Origin of the sequence: Bradyrhizobium sp. 197 (assembly GCF_023073375.1) — a bacterium.
In the GTDB taxonomy this organism is placed as follows: Bacteria; Pseudomonadota; Alphaproteobacteria; order Rhizobiales; family Xanthobacteraceae; genus Bradyrhizobium.
In genome coordinates this window covers 66,853-84,011 of record NZ_JADPJJ010000100.1, presented here as the reverse complement: position 1 = coordinate 84,011, position 17,159 = coordinate 66,853, and the positions used below count along the sequence as shown (strand labels likewise).

Sequence of the window (17,159 nt, the reverse complement as noted above, 5' to 3'; positions counted from 1 at the left end):
GCTATTCTCTCGCCTCGAGATAGCTGCGCGCGGCCGGCACCTGATCGGCGAGCGACATCGGCCGATTGGGCACGGGAACGTGGAGTGGCTTGCCGCCGAGTCCCGCCGGGCCGGCACGCAGCAGCCGATAGATGTAATACGTCCCGAACGAGAAGATGAAGGCGTAGACCGCGACGAACAGGATCAGGGAAGCCATCGCAGCCGACGCGGTCAGGAACGGCGTCACGGCGTCCGCAGTGCGCAATACGCCGTAGATAGTCCACGGCTGGCGCCCCACTTCCGCGGTGTACCAGCCAGTGAGGATCGCGATCCACGGCAGTGGGAAGCTGAGGAAGATGCCCCACAGCAGCAGGCGGCTCCGATCGAGCCGATGCTTGAGGCCGAGCCAGGTCCCGAGCCAGGCCAGCCCCAGCATCACGAAACCGCAGCCGACCATGATGCGGAAAGCGAAGAACGGGATCGCCACCGGCGGTCGGTCCTGCGGCGCGAAGCTGGTCAGGCCGACCTCCTTCGACGTCAGGCTCATGCTGCCGATGATGCTCCCGAGCACCGGAATCGAGATCGCGTATTTGTTCGATTCAGTGCTCGAATCGGGAATTGCGATCAGCACCTCCGAGGCCGGCTGCTCGTCATGCCAGCGTGCCTCGATCGCGGCGAACTTGGCCGGCTGGTAGTCGTGGACATAGTCGCCGACGAGATGCCCGATGAAGAGCTGGGCCGGCAGCAGCACCGCCGCGAGCGCAAGGCCCATCCGCAGCATCACATGCGCCTCGGCGCGATAGGTCCGCTGCAGCAGATACCACGCGCCGGTCGCCGCCACGCAGAACGCGCCGGTCAGGTAGGACGCGAGCAGCATGTGCGGAAATCGGACCCAGACCACGCGATTGAAGATGATCTGCGCCCAGTCATCAGGCACGAACTGGCTGTTCTGCAGGACGTAGCCGGTCGGCACCTGCATCCAGCTGTTGTTGACCATGATCCAGAAAGCCGACAGCGCGGTTCCGAGCGCGACCATCGCGGTCGAGAACAGGTAGAACCACGGCGGCACTCGGGGACGACCGAAGATGAGGATGCCAAAGAAGCCCGCCTCCAGCATGAAGGCGGTGAATGTTTCATAGGACAGAAGCGGGCCCTGGATCGGACCCGACATCTTCGAGAGCACGCTCCAGTTCGTCCCGAACTGAAACGCCATCACCACGCCCGATACGACGCCCATGCCGAATGCCACGCCGAAGATCTTCAGCCAGAACTCGAACAGGGTCCGGTAGACGGGCTTGCCACTGGACTGGTGCATCGCTTCCAGCACGGTGAGCCAGGCGGCAAGCCCGATCGTGAATGCCGGAAAGATGATGTGGAACGAGATGGTGAAGGCGAATTGCAGCCGCGACAGGAGGAGTGCCGTCGGATCCATCGGATAGTCTCCCGTTCGCTCACGCCCGATTCGCCGCCATTGGCGCGCGTGCCGCCGGCTGCGGAATGTTGTCGACCTTGAGGACCTCCGCCGTCGCCGCGCGAATCTGGCGGCAGAAATCCGCGTCGTCGATCAGCGACACGCCATAGGACGGGACGATCTGCTTGAGCTTCGGCAGCCAGGCGCTCGCCGTCAGCTCGCCGGCAAAGCACCTCTCCAGCACGCTGATCGCGATGAAGGCGGCGGTGGAGGCACCCGGCGAGGCGCCGAGAAGGGCGACCAGAGAATGATCGTTCGCGCCGACGAGCTCGGTCCCGAACTCGAGCAGACCGCCGCGCTTGACATCGGGCTTGATGATCTGAACGCGCTGGCCCGCGACCTGCAGCCTCCAGTCCTTCGGGTCGGCCTTGGGGAAATATTCGTCGAGCGCCGCGAGCCGGTGTCCCTCGGATTGCAGCACCTGCCCGACCAGATATTCGGTGAGATCGAAATTGTCCCGCGCCACCGAAAGCAGCGGCTTGACGTTGGCGGGACGAATGGACTCGAAGAGATCCAGCAACGAGCCGTGCTTGAGGAACTTGCTCGAGAAGCCCGCATAGGGGCCGAACAGCAACGAGTGCTTGCCGCCGATCACGCGCGTGTCGAGGTGCGGCACCGACATCGGCGGGGATCCGACCGCGGCCTTGCCGTAGACCTTGGCATGATGTCGCTTGTTGATCTCCGGATCATCGCAGCGCAGCCAGATCCCACTGACCGGAAAACCGCCATAGCCGCGTCCTTCCGGGATACCGGATTTCTCCAGCAGCGGCAGCGCACCGCCGCCGGCACCGATGAAGACGAATTTCGCGCGAACCGAACGCGTCTCGCCGCTCGCGGTGTCCCGTACCTCGATCCGCCACCGGCCGCCCTGCTCCCGGTCAAGACCGGTGACACAGCTGTTGTAGTGGACCGCGCAGCCCGGCTGACTGACAAGATGCCCGATCAGCAGATGCGTCAGCGCGCCGTAATCGACGTCGGTACCGGTGGTGATCCGCGTTGCGGCAACCGGTTCGTCGCCACTCCTTCCGTCCATCACAAGCGGCGTCCATTCGGCGATCTGACTGGGATCCTCGGTATGCTCCATGCCCTCATAGCAATGATGGGCCGACATCGCCTTGAACCGCTTTCGGAGAAACGCGACGTTCTCCGCGCCGTGCACAAAACTCATGTGTGGCACCGGATGAATGAAGGACCTGGGATCCACGATCGCTCCCCGCCCGATCAGGTAGGACCAGAACTGTCGGGACAGATCGAACTCGACGTTGACCTGGAGCGCCTTGGAGATGTCGACGCTGCCGTCGGGCCGCTGCGGCGTGTAGTTCATCTCGCAGTTTGCCGCATGGCCGGTACCGGCATTGTTCCAGGAGTCGGAGCTTTCCCGCGCGCAATCCCCGAGGATCTCGAACGTCTGGATCGACAGCGAGGGTTCGAGCTCCTTGAGAAAGACACCGAGGGTCGCGCTCATGATGCCGGCGCCAATGAGGACGACGTCGGTTTCGCGGTCGGAAGCTGTTGACATGGCTTTTTCCTTCGTTGGCTATTGCTGTTCCAGATGGTTCGATCAGGCCCGCGCCGATTGCCGCGCTTTGGCGCGGAACGGCACGTCCGCTCCCGGCCGCAGGATCACGTAGGCACGGCGCCAGGACGAATCGTCGGTCAATTTCCAGCTGTGCCCGGAGCCTGCGGTATCTTCGGCCAGCAGGACGTTGCCAGGGTGGATCAGGAAGTGGTGGCCGTCACGCGTCTGGAAATCGAGTGTACCGCTCAGCGTGATCACGAGCTGCCGGATCGGCGCAGTGTGCCAGGCGAAGGCCCCGCCTGATTCCGTCTCCTGGAAGGAGATGCTGACGGCATCGATCTTGCCGGTCAGGAAGTCGCCACGCTGGCCCGGCTCCAGCTCGAGAAAGCCGTCCTCGAAATGCGAGTTGTTATCCTTGCCGGTCCATAGACGCACACAGCGGATCATTGTGTCTCTCCTTGCATTGTTGCTGCTTTGCCCGAGCGAGATTGTGCGCGCCGGATCATGGCTCTTGCTCCCTTCAAACGGCTTTCGCGCCGATCGCCAGCGGCACCTTGATCTCGGCAACGTAGGGCTTAACCATCTTGGCGGGATCCACGATGCGGTCGAACTCCGGCTCGGCCACGAAGCCGAGCTTCAGCGCCGCCGACTTCAGCGTGAGATCGTTGTCCATCGCGTAATGCGCGATCCGCGACGCCTTGTCGTAGCCGATCACCGGAGCCAGTGCCGTCACGAGCATCAGCGACCTCTCGACATACTCCTGGATCTTCTTGCGGTTCGGCTCGGTACCTTCGACGAGGAAGGTGCGGAAATTCGTGCAGCCGTCGGTGAGAATGGTGATGGACTGCGCGATGTTGTGGATGATCAGCGGCTTGTAGACGTTCATCTGCAAAAAGCCTCCGGCACCGCCGAACCCGACGGCGACGTCGTTCGCCATCACCTGCACGGCGATCATGGTCAGCGCCTCAGCCTGCGTCGGATTGACCTTGCCCGGCATGATCGACGAGCCGGGCTCGTTCTCGGGTATCCTCAGTTCGGCAAAGCCTGCGCGCGGACCGCAGGACAACAGGCGGATGTCGTTTGCGATCTTGTAGAGCGAGCCGGCGAGCGTGCGCAGCGTGCCGGAAAGCTGCACCAGCGCGTCGTGCGCGCCCTGCACTGCGAACTTGTTCGGCGCACTGACGAAGGGCAGGCCCGTCAAGCGCGCGATCTCGGCGGCGACGGCCTCTGCAAAGCCCGGCGCGGCGTTGATCCCGGTGCCAACGGCCGTGCCACCCAGCGCGAGACGGTAGACACCCTTGAGCGTGTCGTCGATACGCGCCAGATTGTCAGCGAGCATGACGGCGTAGCCGGACCACTCCTGACCGAGCGTCAGCGGAGTGGCGTCCTGCATGTGGGTTCGGCCGATCTTGACAATGTCGTCCCACTGGCTCGACTTTGCCGCGATCGCGTCATGCAGAGCCTCGACTGAGGGAACGAGGCGCTCCGTCACGTTCAGCGCGGCCGCGATGTACATGGCCGAAGGAAAGCTGTCGTTCGACGATTGCGACATGTTGACGTGGTCGTTCGGATGAACCGGCAGCTTGCTGCCGAGCGCGGTGCCCGCGAGCTGGCAGCATCGATTCGAGATCACCTCGTTCACGTTCATGTTGAACTGCGTTCCGCTGCCCGTCATCCAGACGTGAAGGGGAAACATGTCGTGATGCTGGCCCGCGAGAATCTCGTCGCAGACGTGGACGATCAGCTTGTGGATCTTGCCGTCGAGACGACCGCCGGCATAATTCGCGTTCGCCGCCGCCTTCTTCAGGATCGCGTAGGACTGGATCATTTCCCGCGGCATCAGGTCCCGGCCGATGCTGAAATGCTCCAGCGAGCGCTGCGTCTGCGCACCCCAGAGCTTGTTCGCGGGAACGTTCACTTCACCCAGGCTGTCTGTCTCTTTGCGGAGGTCGTTCATCCTTGCCTCTCGTGGCAGTTGATGTCGGAAAGTACCTTGGCGGTACTGATCGAAAGTGTACGAACGGCACGGTGAGCACGCTTCCGCGAACGAACGTGCTTTTGCCGAATGGCATGGTGGGCGCCTCGGCCTGCAGCAAGCGAGCCCTGCGAATGAAGGCTAGAAATGTTGGCAAGGCTTCAGTGCGGATGGCTTGGATACCGGCACAGCCAGAGAACCCATGCCGACGACGCGATCGGCAGAGCGAGGCTCCATGTTCCCAGCCATTTCGTTATGCAACCACCGACGGCGGCCCCGAGCAGGAACATCAGGCAGAGCGCAAGCATGGTTCCGGCGCCGCGCTCCGCATCGCGATCGGACGCCGCAACGAATTGATCGATGGCGCGGAGCATGTTCCCAGTAACGGTCACCGAGAGATACTTCCAGCGGCCGACCTCTCTAAAACTCGCCGATTGCAGCGCGACGCCAAAGGAGATGATAAGGATCACGATCTCATCAGGAAGGCGATGAAGCATCAGCATCGCCGCCGCCAGGCAGACGATCTCTCCGACGAGGCAGCGTCGCGCCGCCCGGCTGCGGGCCGCCACCAGCGCTCCCAGGATGAAGGCAGCCAGCGGAAGGAGATGATGGAGCGCGCGCTGCCATTGTCCGGACTGGGCAAAGACTCCGAGGAAGACGACATTGCCGGTCTGCGAATTCGCGAAGACGCCGAGCGAGAGCCACGTAAAAGCGTCGAGGAAGCCTCCCGACATGCAGAGCAGAGAGGCAACCAGCAACGATCGTTCCGGAGCGTGAATCTCGACGCGTGTCCCGGCCAAAGGCTCCGTTGTTACGGCTTGCATCACCATGTTCGCCGGTCGGCGGATATCAGCGGCCGGCGCGCGGCACGGCCTCGTCAGGCAGCAGAACGCGGCGCGGATGCGTGAAGACGCCGTATCCGTCATCACGGGCGACGGCGAGAAGCGTGATCCCCGCCTCGTTCGCGGTCTGGATGGCGAGCGCGGTCGGCGCGGAAACGGCGACAACGACTGGCACGCCCATCATCGCGGCCTTCTGCACCATTTCCACTGAAACGCGGCTCGTCAGCAGCACGGCGCCGTCGCGGGCCGAGTTGCCGTCGCGGACCATTGCACCGGCGAGCTTGTCGAGCGCGTTGTGCCGGCCGACATCCTCCCTGACCAAGGTAATGCCGGTGCCCGGATGCCAGAAGGCTGCTGCGTGAACGGACCTCGTCTGTTGATTCAACGTCTGGAGAGGAGACAGCGCCTGCATGGCATTCAGCAGGTCCCGCGCGTGAAAGGCAATGCCCGGACCCCCGACCCGCGACGGAGTGCGACGCGCCTGTTCGAGGCTTTCGATGCCGCATAACCCGCACCCGACCGGCCCGCTGATGGCGCGCCGGCGAGCGGCCAGGGCCGCCGCGCGGTCGCCATCGAGCCACATCCGCACTTCCATGCCGAGCTCGTTCGAGATCAGCTCGATGCTCCTGATCTGGCTCGCACGATCGACGATGGCCTCGGTGAGGCTGAAGCCGACACCAAAGTCCTCCAGATCGGCCGGCGTCCCCATCATCACGGCATGGGTCGATCCGTTATAGGTGAGCGCGATGGCGCTCTCCTCGGCCACCAATCGCGACGTCGATGTCGTGCGGCCGCCGCGCCAGGCGATCTCCCGGTGCCGCGTGAATGTCGAACCTGTCATCATGGCTCACACCGTCGCCGGCTCGGCCGAATGCCGCGAGGCCCGGCTCCGGAGCGCGAGCCCGAATGCAATGAAAGCCCAACCTTGGAAGACCAGATCGACGACCAGCATCGCACCGAGCAGCCAGAGGCCAATGGCAGGCCAGACCGCAACCAGTATCACGCCGACGCAGAACGTCACAACGCCGGCAGCCACGATCCAGCGCCAGCCTGCAGCCGGCCGTATATGGAAGCCTGCCCAGATCCGCGTCACCCCGGCAGCGACCAGGAAAGCGCACATTACGAGCGACAGCGAGACCGAGGCCAGCGGCGGATCGTAGAGGATGACGGCTCCGGCAGCGGCATAGACGATTCCGGCGAGCAGCCAGCACAGGAAGCCACGCAGGCCGTGCACCGAAAAGGCATGTACGATCTGGGAGATCCCGGCGACTGCCATCGTGGCGCCAATGACGAGCACGGAGGCGAGGCTCGCCGCCATCAGATTGGCCGACGCAATGCCGCCAAGGATCAGTTCACCGCCCCCCAGCGCAACGAACCAGCCCCACTTTCCGGCGATTGCGTGAATGGCCCTTCCGAGCGACACCTTCGAGTTCGACATATCCGTCATGGCGTGATCCTTGTACGTATGACAGGCCTGCCGGTCATAAATGCGGTCAAGCGTATAGATATCTGCGTCCAGTCATCTTTCGCGGATGCAGCGACATTGTTTCATCCGCACGATGCTGGCCCGGCGCGCCCGCCTGTTCGATCAATTCGAAGACAATCAACCACCAACACGCGGAAGCGAGGGTCTCCCTCGCTTCCGCGCCGCCGCAACGATCGGCCGGCGCTTTCCGGCCGCATGATATACCCAGTGCTTACGAGTTCGGCCCGCCTCGGCCGGTCTCGTACAGGAACCAGATCCGCCGCTCCGTCTCGTCGATCCAGTTTTCCAGCAGGCTTGCAGTCGCGACGTCGCCGTATTCGTCGCAGAGCTCGTGGACCCGGCGCATTTCCCGTGTCAACTGTTGGTTGTCGCTCCGCAGCTCGGCCAGCATGTCCTGCGGATCGACGTAATCGGCGTCGTTGTCGAGAATGCGCTGCTCGCGCGCGATCTGGCCGATCGAGCGCAACGTCGTTCCACCGATCTTGCGGCCCCGCTCGGCAATATCGTCGGTCATGGCAAAGATCTGCTCGGCCTGCTCGTCGAGCAGCAGATGATAGTCGCGGAAATGCCTGCCCGACACGTGCCAGTGAAAGTTCTTGGTCTTCATGTACAGAGCGAAGACATCCGCCAGCAGCGCTCTCAGCGCGGCTGGAACGTCACGGTTCGCATTGGCCCCGAGATCCGTCGGGCTTTGGAGGTCTGCCTTGGTCATTGCCGTCATCCTTGCTGGAGGTTGAAAGACTTTTAGCCACGCGTTTCGCCGCCGCGCGAAGCCCTCATTCTGCCGGCGTCGTCCTGTTCCGAAGTGGAAAGAGTGCGATCGCACCGAACACGCCGTCGCGGCGGATCAATGCGTGGAACAGCCCGGCCGCCAGATGCAGCAGCACAAGGGCAAAGAACGCTAAGCCCAGATAGACGTGGGCCTGCCACAGCAGCGTGTGCACGGGGTCGCTCTGCGGCAGCAACGCCGGAATTCGGACTCCGCCGTACAGGACGACCGGATAGGCCGCGGTCCAAAGCATGCCGATGCCCAGCAACGGCATAATGATCATGAAGCCATAGAGGAGCAGATGCGACAATCTCGCTCCCAGCTTTATCGCCGGCGGAAGATCAGCCGGTAACTGCGGCGCGCCGTAATGGCGCCGCAGAGCCAGCCTGATCACGACGAGAACCAGAAGCGTGAGGCCGAGCGTCTTGTGGATCACGATCAGCGGCAGATATGTCGGCGTCACCGTGGACACCATGCCGACGCCGATGAAGGACATGGCAATGATACAGGCCGCCATCAGCCAGTGCAGGAGCCTCTGAATCAGGGCGAAACGATGAGGAGCAATGCTCATGGCTTGGTGGTCTCAGTTCGCGGATAGTCGCGGGCTTCGGCCGCGCGTAAATCGTAGGACTTGCGGTAGACCGACGAGCGCGCAGCCGGGAAAGGATCGTCCGACACCCGGATTCCCCGCGGCAGCACGGTCGGGTCGAAGTTGATGTCGCGGCAAGGCCCATCCTGCTCCGGCTCGATCCGCTGCGCGATGAGCGTTCCGACCTTCACCGTGCGGCGGTTCTCCGGCCAGGCCTTGCTCGGGTCCGCGGTCGGATCGCCGGGATCGGCGACCGTCGTGACCATGGTCCAGCGTTGCGCGCCGACGGTCCGGACCCGCTCTGTTATCTCCCGCTCGAGAAAATCCGGACCGTGCGTTTCCAGCTCAGCTTGTGAGACCGGAACGATCTGTGCCGTCGGCAGCAGCGACCACCGAACTGCATGCTCGCCGCCCTTCGCGTCCGTGAAGATGAAGCTGTCGAGCCCGTGGTAAGGCTCTTCCGCATAACTGCCGGTCCAGGGCGCCGTCTTGGCCCAGGCCGCGAAGGCGGCGAATTCCGGATTTGCCTGGATGAAACTCTTCATCGCCTCCGGATCCTTCTTGCCGGATGCAATCAGCAGGTCGTGAAAGGCCTGCGGCGTGGACACGGCAAAGAACGGCGGATTGATCATCGCCATCCGCCACTCTTCGCCGTCCGCCGCTGCAATCTGCAATCCCAAACCGCGCACGCGGACAGTTGCATCCACGGCGTTCGGATCGGTGGTGCCGAGATTGAAGCGCCCCAGAGCCGGATAGGTGCCCCGTTCAAAGACCCTGGCCCGCGAGAGCTCCACACCGTCTCCGTTCGCCTCGAAGATGCCGGTGAAGCAGATCCCCTTCGCATGATTTCGCCGGTGCCCGAGCGGCGCGCCGCTCGGGGGCGTCAGCGCCGCGATCATCCGCTCCGGCGTCAAGCGCCCGGGTGAGAGCCAGCCTGCGGTGTAGGCGAACGCGGCAGCGCCGCCCCCGAGGACGGCCGCGATCAACACGAGCGATCCGAGTCCCGAACGCGGCAGGTTGCCCGACTGATTCATCCGCTTCTCCTTGCAATGCGCGAGCTACCGCAGACCGCTCACACGGTCCGTTCTATCGAGCGGCTCGGGTTCCTTGTAGCCGGCCGCCGCGGCCGCGATCTTCTGAAACCCAACGCGAATTTCGCGAAGGCACGTTCAGGGTTGTCCGGCCAGCGGGAGGCTCGTCCTGTCCCGCCTTCGGGCTTTTTCGAAATATTTCGTGCGATCTGAAAATTAGCCGCCGGGCTCGAAAGACCCGTCTTGCGCCCGGCCGTATTTCTGAGGCTCTTCGCGCAAGGCCAGCGGTCGATTGCCGAACGACGACCTGTCGCGACGGCGCTGGCGTCTTTGCGGGAGGTGGAATGCAAATGGGGTTCGAATGCGCAAAGTGATCATCGTCACGGGAGCTGCGAACAGCATCGGACGAAGCACCTGCAAGAAATTGGCCCAGGCCGGCCACACGGTCTACGTTTCAATGCGGGAAACGGATGGCCACGATGAGCACGGCGTCGCGGGGCCGGAAGCCGAGGCCGGCAAGCACGGCGGGGATCTCCGAACCATCGCGTTCGACTTCTCTTCGGAAGCCTCCGTAAACTCGGCCATCGATGCCATCGTCGCCGAGAACAACCGCCTCGATGTGATCGTGCACAACGCCCGCCAGGTCCTCTACGGACCGGTGGAGGCCTTTACACCGGACCAGCTTGCCGAGCTCTACGACACCAACGTGCTGAATGCGCAACGGCTCAATCGGGCCGCATTGCCACAGTTGCGCAAGCAGGGCCAAGGCCTGCTGATATGGGTCTCGTCGAGCAGCGCGCGTGGCGGCTCGGTTCCTTTCCTCGGCGCCTATGCTTCGTCAAAGGCCGCCCTTGACGCGCTGGCGCTCGGTTATGCCGGCGAGCTCGCGCGTTGGGGCGTCGAGACGACCATCGTCGTCCCCAGCGCGCTCGAACCCGGCCACTACATTCGCTCCGGCAGGCCGCTGGACACCGTTCGGGCCGAGGAATACGCGGATGGTCCGACGGCCGATTTGAGCGAGGTCGCGTTATCGGCGCTTGCGCAGCTCTCGGCGAAGGATCGAACTCCCCAAGACGTCGCGACCGCCATAGCCGATGTCGTCGACATGCCATTCGGACAGCGTCCGCTACGCGCTCATTTCGGTCCGGACGACGACGGAGCCGCAACCGTCGACGCCATCGCCGACAGCGCCCGCGCGGAACTGCTCCGCCGCATCGGACTGGAAGACATTCTCAAGCCGACATTCATCGGATAGGACGTTCCGAAAGATTCAGGATTGACTTCGAGCCCCAGACGAAAGTGATAGGCTCTGATCCTTTACCCTGAAACTGCCGGATGTTACCTTTCGCGGGCCACTACGTTCACACGTCTTGGTGTGCTTCCAAGTCATAGAACGTGACGAGTCGTGCGCCGGGTTGAAATCCCCAAATGGCCCCCGCTGGCAAAGCAACAACGTGATGACCCCCGCTGACCGCTGCGCCCAGGACGAAGCCTCCCGGGAGATCTTCGTCTTCGGGCCGTTTCGCCTCGACCCATCGCAGCGGCTGATTGAAAGAGACGGAGACCCGCTGCAACTGTCGGGTCGCGCATTCGACATCCTGCTCGCCCTGGTGCGGCAGGCCGGCAACGTCGTCAGCAAGACGGATCTGATCGCCAAGGCGTGGCCGGGCACTGAAGTCGAGGAAAACATCCTGCGTGTCCATGTCGCCGCACTCCGCAAGGCACTCGGAGACGGCAACGACGGCGTCAGATATCTGAGCACGGTCTCCGGGCAAGGCTACTGCTTCGTCGCTGCGGTCTCGCACCCGGAACAGAGGCAATCTGCACCGACCGACCCGGTTTACGTCCACAACCTGCCGGCGCCTCCCCGGCAGATGGTAGGGCGCGAGCAAACCATCCAGGACATCTCAGAAAAACTGAGAGCTCAACGCTTCGTCACCGTCGTCGGCCCGGGCGGCATCGGCAAGACCACGGTTGTCGTTTCCGCAGGCCAGGTCCTGCTCGATGAATTCGTCGGTCACGTCCACTTCGTCGATCTCGGCAAGACCGGCAACGCCGCTCCGGTGCCGGCAATCGTCGCATCTTCACTTGGACTGCTGATCCGATCGAATGATCCCACGAGCAACCTCGCGGCATTCCTGCGCAACAGGCGCATGCTGCTCATTCTGGATTGCTGCGAGCCCGTCATCGAGGCAGCGGCGGCGCTTGCCGAGCGGCTCTACCAGGCAGCGCCGGAGCTGCACATCCTGGCCACGAGCCGGGAGCTGCTGCGCGTCGAAGGCGAATTCACATACCGTCTCCCGCCGCTGCCGAGCCCGCCGGAGAGGGCCGTTCTGACGGCCGCGAACGCCCTCGCCTATGCTTCCGTGAAACTCTTCGTCGAGCGCGCGACTGCGGGAGGCGGCGAGTTCGCGCTGTCGGATGCGAATGCCTCTGATGTCGGCAACCTTTGCCGCCGGCTCGACGGCATCCCGCTCGCCATCGAGCTCACCGCCGCCCATGTGGGCGTATACGGCGCGAGAGCGATGGTCCAGCTCCTCGACCAACACCTCAATCTGCTATGGGAGGGACGACGCACCGCACTGCCCCGACACCGGACGCTGCGCGCAACCATCGAATGGAGCTACAATCTACTAAGCGTATCGGAACGCGTGATCCTCGGTCGGCTGTCAGTGTTCGTCGGCAGCATGACCCTGGATGCCGCGCGGTCGATTGCCGCGACCACGGAGGACGACGACACGATCCTGGCGATCATCGACAGCCTCATCGCCAAGTCGATGCTCGCACTGAACATCGGCTCGCAACCGGCCCGCTACCGCCTTGCGGACTCGACCCGGGCATACGCGCAAGAGAAACTTGCCGCCAGCGGGGACGCCGGCGCGATCTCGCGACGTCACGCCTGCTACTTTCACGGCCTCCTTGAAAATATCGGCGGCGAAGCGAACCGAGACCTCTCGGCGGCTGCCGAGGAATTTGGCAACGTCCGTGCCGCACTGACGTGGTGCTTCTCCGATCAGGGAGACCGCAGAGCCGGCGTGGCCCTCGCCGCAGCGTCAGTACCGCTATTCTTCAAGCTGTCGCTCCTGGCAGAATGCGAGTTCTGGGTCACCCGCGCCATCGAAGCACTCGATGAGACCAATGGAAACATCAAGCAGGGCCTCGTCCTTCACGCTACGCTTGTGGCCGCCCGCATGCTCACGGGACAGCTGGATGAATTGGGCGCAAATCACCTCCACCGGGCGATCGAGCTGACGGAAAAGATCGGCGACATACAAGGGCAGATCCGCCTGATCGATCAGTTGCATTTGCTGCAATTGTTCGTCGGCAAGTATGATGAGGCATTGGGCACTGCCAAACGCGGCGAAGCCATTGCTCTCGCCAGCAACGATTCCATTGCGGTGGCGCGCATGCGCGTGTTGCTCAGCATCTCCTGCCAATATCTCGGAAAGTTCGCAGCCTCTCGCTCATACATCGAATCGGCGTTGCTGCATCCGGACCTGGGTGGGGACGTCCCTAGCAGACTTACGCTCGAATATCCCAAACGCGCTCAGATCACCCTTGCACGCGTCCTCTGGCTTCAGGGACATTCGGATCAGGCGACGCAAATGGTGCGCCGCGCCATCTCGGACGTCATAGCAGCGAACCATCCGGTGATGTTCTGCCGGGCACTGCCATGGGCATTCGGCGTCTTCTTCTGGAATGGCGAAACGGAGGATTGCGAAGACCATATCGACAGATTCATCGTGGAGGCTCGAAGGCACAACCTCGCCATCCTCCAGATGGTAGGCGAGGCCATGAAGGGGATTACGCTGCTGGCTGGAAGCGAGACCGGCATCGGGCTCGCGATGTTGAAAGGTTCGATCGAGAAGCTGCAGAGCTTGAGTTTCGGCGCGGTGGCAGGGCTTCGCATGCCTCTCGCCGAAGCCCTGGCGGCGACAGGTCACGGCGACGAAGCTCTGGACACCATTGATCAGGCGATCGCCCAGGCCCGGCGCTGCAACTTCATGATGGACATGCCCGACATGTTGCGCACAAGAGCGGAAGCGCTGATGCACAAGAGTAATCCGGATTTTTCGCAAGCCGAGCTGAGCCTCGTGCAGGCGCTCGACGTCGCCCGCCATCAGGGAGCGCTGGGCTATGAGCTTCGCGCGGCGATTGCGCTCGCGAGATTATGGCAGCGAGGCGGGCGGCACCAGCAGGCGCACGATATGCTTGCGTCCGTCTATCAGCAGTTTACCGAGGGATTCCAGACACGCAGCCTCGTGACGGCAAGGGGCTTGCTTGCCGAGCTGAGCCCGCCACGCTCGTGCTCGTTTGCGGCCAAATGACCGCCGTGCAATCGCGATAGTGGGGTGCAGTCTCGAACGACTCGTGCGGGCTGCCGGTCCACGCTGCGCATGCAATGAGACGTCGGCGCGCGGCACAAGCGGCCTTACACGCGAATTGTGGAACGTTCCAGAGCACGGGGATGCGGCGCTCACCGAGGCCGCACCGGCATCCGATGAGTTAAATCGGATGTCGCTCCCCGGGGCTTCGCCTACGACCCCAGCTTCGCCAGCATTGCGCGCGCGTCGCGGAAGTCTGCTGTCTCGAAGCCTTCGGTAACCTTGCCGTATGCGGACGCCAGAACATGGCGCGCATCGGCCGGACGCCCCTCGCTCATCCGCAATCGCGCCATGCTGATCGCCGTCCTGAGCTCCCAGAACAACGCGCCCTGGCTCCGGGCAACTTCGGACGCCCTGTCGAAGGCCTGCGCGGCAGAGATCGTCGAGCGGCGCTCGCCGGGAAGCAGCAGCAATTCGCCCTTGATGCGCCAGAGTTCGGCGACATACCACCCCTCGTCCCTCGCCTCGCATCGCGCGAGCGCCTCGTCGGCGGTCGCAAGCCCCTGTGACACCTCGCCGGCTTCGCCGAGACATACCGCGAGTTCGCCGAGCATAAGCAGAAAGCGCGGCAGGTGACGCGCCTCGCGGGCAAGCTCGAGCGTCTTGCGCAGCAACGGCAATCCGGTCGCAAGGTCGCCCCGGCGCGCGATCAACAGGCCCTTGAAGGCGCGCGCCCACAGATTCCACAAGCGGATCGGGTGGCGCTCGGTATGTTCGAGCAGCATCGTGCAATAGCGCTCGGCCGCGTCGAGATCGCCGGTCAGGAGGGCAATCGGGCAAGCACCCTGGCCGAGGACGCTGCAGAAAGTGAGAGCGTGACCACTGGTCCGGCCTTCCTCGACGTTGTGCTCGACGACGCTCAAGGCCTGATCCGCGAGGCCGAGCAGCCACAGTATCCGCGCCTGGAAGTAGCGCGTCGAGACCCGCAGATCGAAGCAGAACCGGATGACCTGAGGCTTGGCCGCCAGATCCGAGAGGCGAGACAGGGTTCGCCCGATATGATCATAGGCCTGCCGCTGATCGCCGAGATAGTGCAGCGTCGTCGCAAGCAGCCGGTCGGCCATCATCCGGTCGACTGGATTGCCGGAATCAGCCACGACCGCCGCGAAGCGATGCGCAAATTCGAGCGCCCTGCGGAATCCGCCGTTGTTGAACTGATCGATGCAGAGTCCCCAAAGCGCGCGCAACAGATAGTCCCTGTCCCCGAGCTGTTCGGCAAGCCGAAGGGTCTCAGCCCAGGCGGGACCGGCCTCCCGGGCCCTTCCAACACCGTACATCAGCGACCAGCCGCGCGCGGCCGACAGCTGCATACGAAGCCGCGGCGCGTTCGAGGCCGTCGGATCGAGGCGCGCCAGGGCGAGTTCGGTCCGCTCGCGGCATTCGGTGAGGAGCGACAACTGCACCCAGAGTGGGACCGCAGCCGCCGTCAAGGCCGCCCCAAGTTGCGAGTCTCCGCCGGACGAGAAGGCCCAATCGAGGCTCGTGCGGACGTTGTCGATGTGCCGGCCATAGATGGCGAGCCACTCCGCCTGCGGCCTTACTTCGCTGTCTGCTTCGGCGCGGGCAAAGACTCCGCAATAGTATTTCGCCTCGCGGCAGGCCGCGTCGGGATGTTCGCCGGCGGCGTGCAGCTTCTCCAATGCATAGGCACGTGTTGTATCCAGCAAGCGATAATGAGGACTGTCGCCGCGAATATCAGCGAGAACGAGCGACTTTACCACCAGCCGGGCAAGCTGGCCGGTCACGTCGCTGATGCCCTCGCCGGCGACCCCGATCACTGCATCGAGCTCGAATTCGCCAGCGAATATGCCGAGCTGCCGGAGAAGCCACGCCTCGTCGTCCGGCAACAGGTCATAGCTCCAGTCGAGCGTTGCGCGCAGCGTTTGCTGTCTCGGCAACGCCGTGCGCCGTCCGGTCGTCAGAAATTTGAACCTGTCATCGAGAAGTGCGGCGATCTTCGGCGGGCTGAGCATGACTGCGCGCGCCGCTGCAAACTCGATGGCAAGCGGAATGCCGTCGAGGCGCCGGCAGATGGTTGCGACGGCGCTAATGTTCTCCTCGTCGGACGCGAAGCTTGAACCCAGCGCCTTCGCCCTGCTCGTGAATAATTCCACTGCGCTGTACGCAGAAGCGCCGGCGGATTCGAACCGGGATTCAGGCGGCACATCCAGAGGGGGCACGCGGTAGACATGCTCCCCCTCGATGCGCAGCGCCTCCCGGCTCGTCGCAACAATGAACGTCCCGGAACAGCGGCTGACAATCAGCTCGGCCGCAACCGCCACGGCATCAATGACATGTTCGCAATTATCGAGAATGAGCAGCAATGGCCGATGGCCGATTGCACGCGCGATGGCATCAGGCGAAATCTCCTCGCCCTCGAGCTTGACGCCGAGCACGCCGGCGATGACCGAGCAGACGAGCTTGGGATCAGACAGCGAGGCCAGCTCGACCAGCAACCGGTCAGCCACAAAGCCGGGCGGCGGCGTCCTGGCGGCCTCGAGTGCCAGCGACGTCTTCCCAATGCCGCCAGGCCCGACCAGGCTCACGATGCGATAGGCCGACAGTAGCCGCCACAAATGTACGATCGCAGCCGTTCGGCCGATGAGATCGAAAGCTGCGTTGGGAATGTTGATCGACGGCGGCAAGCCGGTTGCGACAGATTGTGGCGGGGTGTCGATGTGCTGGATCTGCCACGCTCCCAGCAAACGATAACCGCGGCCGACGGCGGTTGACAGCATGTCGCGGTCAGGACCAAGCGCCTTTCGGATCGCCGCGATATGCACGCGAAGTGCGCTCTCTTCGACAAAGACGCCCCGCCAGACGCGTTCCGTTAAATCTTTCTTGGTGACGAGATGGCCCTGCGCCTGCACCAATTCGGCAAGAATCTCAAAGGCACGTCCCCCCAAGGGAACGAGCTCTCTCGTCAAGCGCAATTCGCGTCTGGCAAGATCTATTTCCCATTCCCGGCAAATGTAGACGGTACGCTGGCCTGGCTCAGCCATCATTGGGACAGCCCAAGCGGTTTCATCATTTTCTACCCAGCTTACCATCAATTCTTTCGAAAGACACGGGTAGCCGGGCGGCGCAGCCGCCCCACTCCCGTCTTGCAATGC

Annotated in this window: 14 protein-coding genes and 1 pseudogene; 3 read left to right on the top strand and 12 right to left on the bottom strand. The window is 63.5% G+C overall.

The features are described from left to right. Position 1: 1 nt before the first annotated feature. The 10 genes from IVB27_RS23575 to IVB27_RS23530 all read right to left on the bottom strand — a co-directional run bounded on the left by IVB27_RS23575 (position 2) and on the right by IVB27_RS23530 (position 9,664). Entirely contained in the window at positions 2-1,411 is a 1,410-nt protein-coding gene (locus IVB27_RS23575; RefSeq protein WP_247445600.1) for a cytochrome ubiquinol oxidase subunit I, read from the bottom strand. Positions 1,412-1,430: 19 nt separating this feature from the next. Continuing rightward, positions 1,431-2,969: a malate dehydrogenase (quinone) gene (mqo, locus tag IVB27_RS23570; RefSeq protein ID WP_247445599.1), complete on the bottom strand. Its 1,539-nt coding sequence runs from the start codon at positions 2,967-2,969 to the stop codon at positions 1,431-1,433. Between the two features lie 42 nt (positions 2,970-3,011). Beyond that, positions 3,012-3,416 (bottom strand): cupin domain-containing protein, encoded by a 405-nt coding sequence (locus IVB27_RS23565; protein WP_247445598.1) that lies wholly within the window; start codon positions 3,414-3,416, stop codon positions 3,012-3,014. 73 nt (positions 3,417-3,489) lie between these two features. Next, positions 3,490-4,926, bottom strand: a complete 1,437-nt coding sequence (fumC, locus tag IVB27_RS23560; RefSeq protein ID WP_247445597.1) for a class II fumarate hydratase — start codon at positions 4,924-4,926, stop codon at positions 3,490-3,492. 179 nt (positions 4,927-5,105) lie between these two features. Then, positions 5,106-5,702: a YoaK family protein gene (locus IVB27_RS23555; protein WP_247445596.1), complete on the bottom strand. Its 597-nt coding sequence runs from the start codon at positions 5,700-5,702 to the stop codon at positions 5,106-5,108. 91 nt (positions 5,703-5,793) lie between these two features. After that, a complete protein-coding gene (gene fdhD / locus IVB27_RS23550; protein ID WP_247445595.1) occupies positions 5,794-6,630 on the bottom strand; it encodes a formate dehydrogenase accessory sulfurtransferase FdhD in 837 nt (278 codons plus the stop codon). Positions 6,631-6,633: 3 nt separating this feature from the next. After that, positions 6,634-7,233, bottom strand: coding sequence for an HdeD family acid-resistance protein (locus tag IVB27_RS23545; protein WP_247445594.1), 600 nt, complete (start codon positions 7,231-7,233; stop codon positions 6,634-6,636). 250 nt (positions 7,234-7,483) lie between these two features. Beyond that, positions 7,484-7,984: a Dps family protein gene (locus tag IVB27_RS23540; RefSeq protein ID WP_247445593.1), complete on the bottom strand. Its 501-nt coding sequence runs from the start codon at positions 7,982-7,984 to the stop codon at positions 7,484-7,486. Positions 7,985-8,048: 64 nt separating this feature from the next. Beyond that, the gene (locus IVB27_RS23535; RefSeq protein WP_247445592.1) at positions 8,049-8,612 is read right to left on the bottom strand and encodes a cytochrome b; all 564 of its coding nucleotides are present in this window, start codon (positions 8,610-8,612) and stop codon (positions 8,049-8,051) included. Further along, positions 8,609-9,664: a catalase family peroxidase gene (locus IVB27_RS23530; protein WP_247445591.1), complete on the bottom strand. Its 1,056-nt coding sequence runs from the start codon at positions 9,662-9,664 to the stop codon at positions 8,609-8,611. The genes IVB27_RS23535 and IVB27_RS23530 overlap by 4 nt, the downstream gene beginning before the upstream one ends. A gap of 358 nt (positions 9,665-10,022) precedes the next feature. On the opposite strand from IVB27_RS23530, the gene IVB27_RS23525 reads away from it, so the two are divergent. Beyond that, positions 10,023-10,916: an SDR family NAD(P)-dependent oxidoreductase gene (locus IVB27_RS23525; RefSeq protein WP_247445590.1), complete on the top strand. Its 894-nt coding sequence runs from the start codon at positions 10,023-10,025 to the stop codon at positions 10,914-10,916. Between the two features lie 202 nt (positions 10,917-11,118). Further along, positions 11,119-11,388, top strand: a pseudogene (locus IVB27_RS23520) (winged helix-turn-helix domain-containing protein); the annotation flags it as partial. A gap of 357 nt (positions 11,389-11,745) precedes the next feature. Here the strand turns inward: IVB27_RS23520 and IVB27_RS23515 are convergent. Beyond that, positions 11,746-12,207, bottom strand: coding sequence for a hypothetical protein (locus IVB27_RS23515; protein ID WP_247445737.1), 462 nt, complete (start codon positions 12,205-12,207; stop codon positions 11,746-11,748). Here IVB27_RS23515 and IVB27_RS23510 point away from each other — a divergent pair. Continuing rightward, positions 12,187-13,989 carry an ATP-binding protein gene (locus IVB27_RS23510; protein ID WP_247445736.1) on the top strand — a complete coding sequence of 601 codons (1,803 nt, stop codon included), beginning with the start codon at positions 12,187-12,189 and terminating at the stop codon, positions 13,987-13,989. The genes IVB27_RS23515 and IVB27_RS23510 overlap by 21 nt on opposite strands. Positions 13,990-14,198: 209 nt before the next feature. Here IVB27_RS23510 and IVB27_RS23505 read toward each other — a convergent pair whose 3' ends face one another. Continuing rightward, positions 14,199-16,973: an ATP-binding protein gene (locus IVB27_RS23505; RefSeq protein WP_524536499.1), complete on the bottom strand. Its 2,775-nt coding sequence runs from the start codon at positions 16,971-16,973 to the stop codon at positions 14,199-14,201. Positions 16,974-17,159 lie beyond the last annotated feature (186 nt).

Coding starts and splice junctions, on each gene's coding strand:
- IVB27_RS23575 (WP_247445600.1), bottom strand. CDS start 1,411: ATGGATCCGACGGCACTCCTCCTGTCGCGGCTGCAATTCGCCTTCACC.
- mqo (WP_247445599.1), bottom strand. CDS start 2,969: ATGTCAACAGCTTCCGACCGCGAAACCGACGTCGTCCTCATTGGCGCC.
- IVB27_RS23565 (WP_247445598.1), bottom strand. CDS start 3,416: ATGATCCGCTGTGTGCGTCTATGGACCGGCAAGGATAACAACTCGCAT.
- fumC (WP_247445597.1), bottom strand. CDS start 4,926: ATGAACGACCTCCGCAAAGAGACAGACAGCCTGGGTGAAGTGAACGTT.
- fdhD (WP_247445595.1), bottom strand. CDS start 6,630: ATGATGACAGGTTCGACATTCACGCGGCACCGGGAGATCGCCTGGCGC.
- IVB27_RS23545 (WP_247445594.1), bottom strand. CDS start 7,233: ATGACGGATATGTCGAACTCGAAGGTGTCGCTCGGAAGGGCCATTCAC.
- IVB27_RS23540 (WP_247445593.1), bottom strand. CDS start 7,984: ATGACCAAGGCAGACCTCCAAAGCCCGACGGATCTCGGGGCCAATGCG.
- IVB27_RS23535 (WP_247445592.1), bottom strand. CDS start 8,612: ATGAGCATTGCTCCTCATCGTTTCGCCCTGATTCAGAGGCTCCTGCAC.
- IVB27_RS23530 (WP_247445591.1), bottom strand. CDS start 9,664: ATGAATCAGTCGGGCAACCTGCCGCGTTCGGGACTCGGATCGCTCGTG.
- IVB27_RS23525 (WP_247445590.1), top strand. CDS start 10,023: ATGCGCAAAGTGATCATCGTCACGGGAGCTGCGAACAGCATCGGACGA.
- IVB27_RS23510 (WP_247445736.1), top strand. CDS start 12,187: ATGGTCCAGCTCCTCGACCAACACCTCAATCTGCTATGGGAGGGACGA.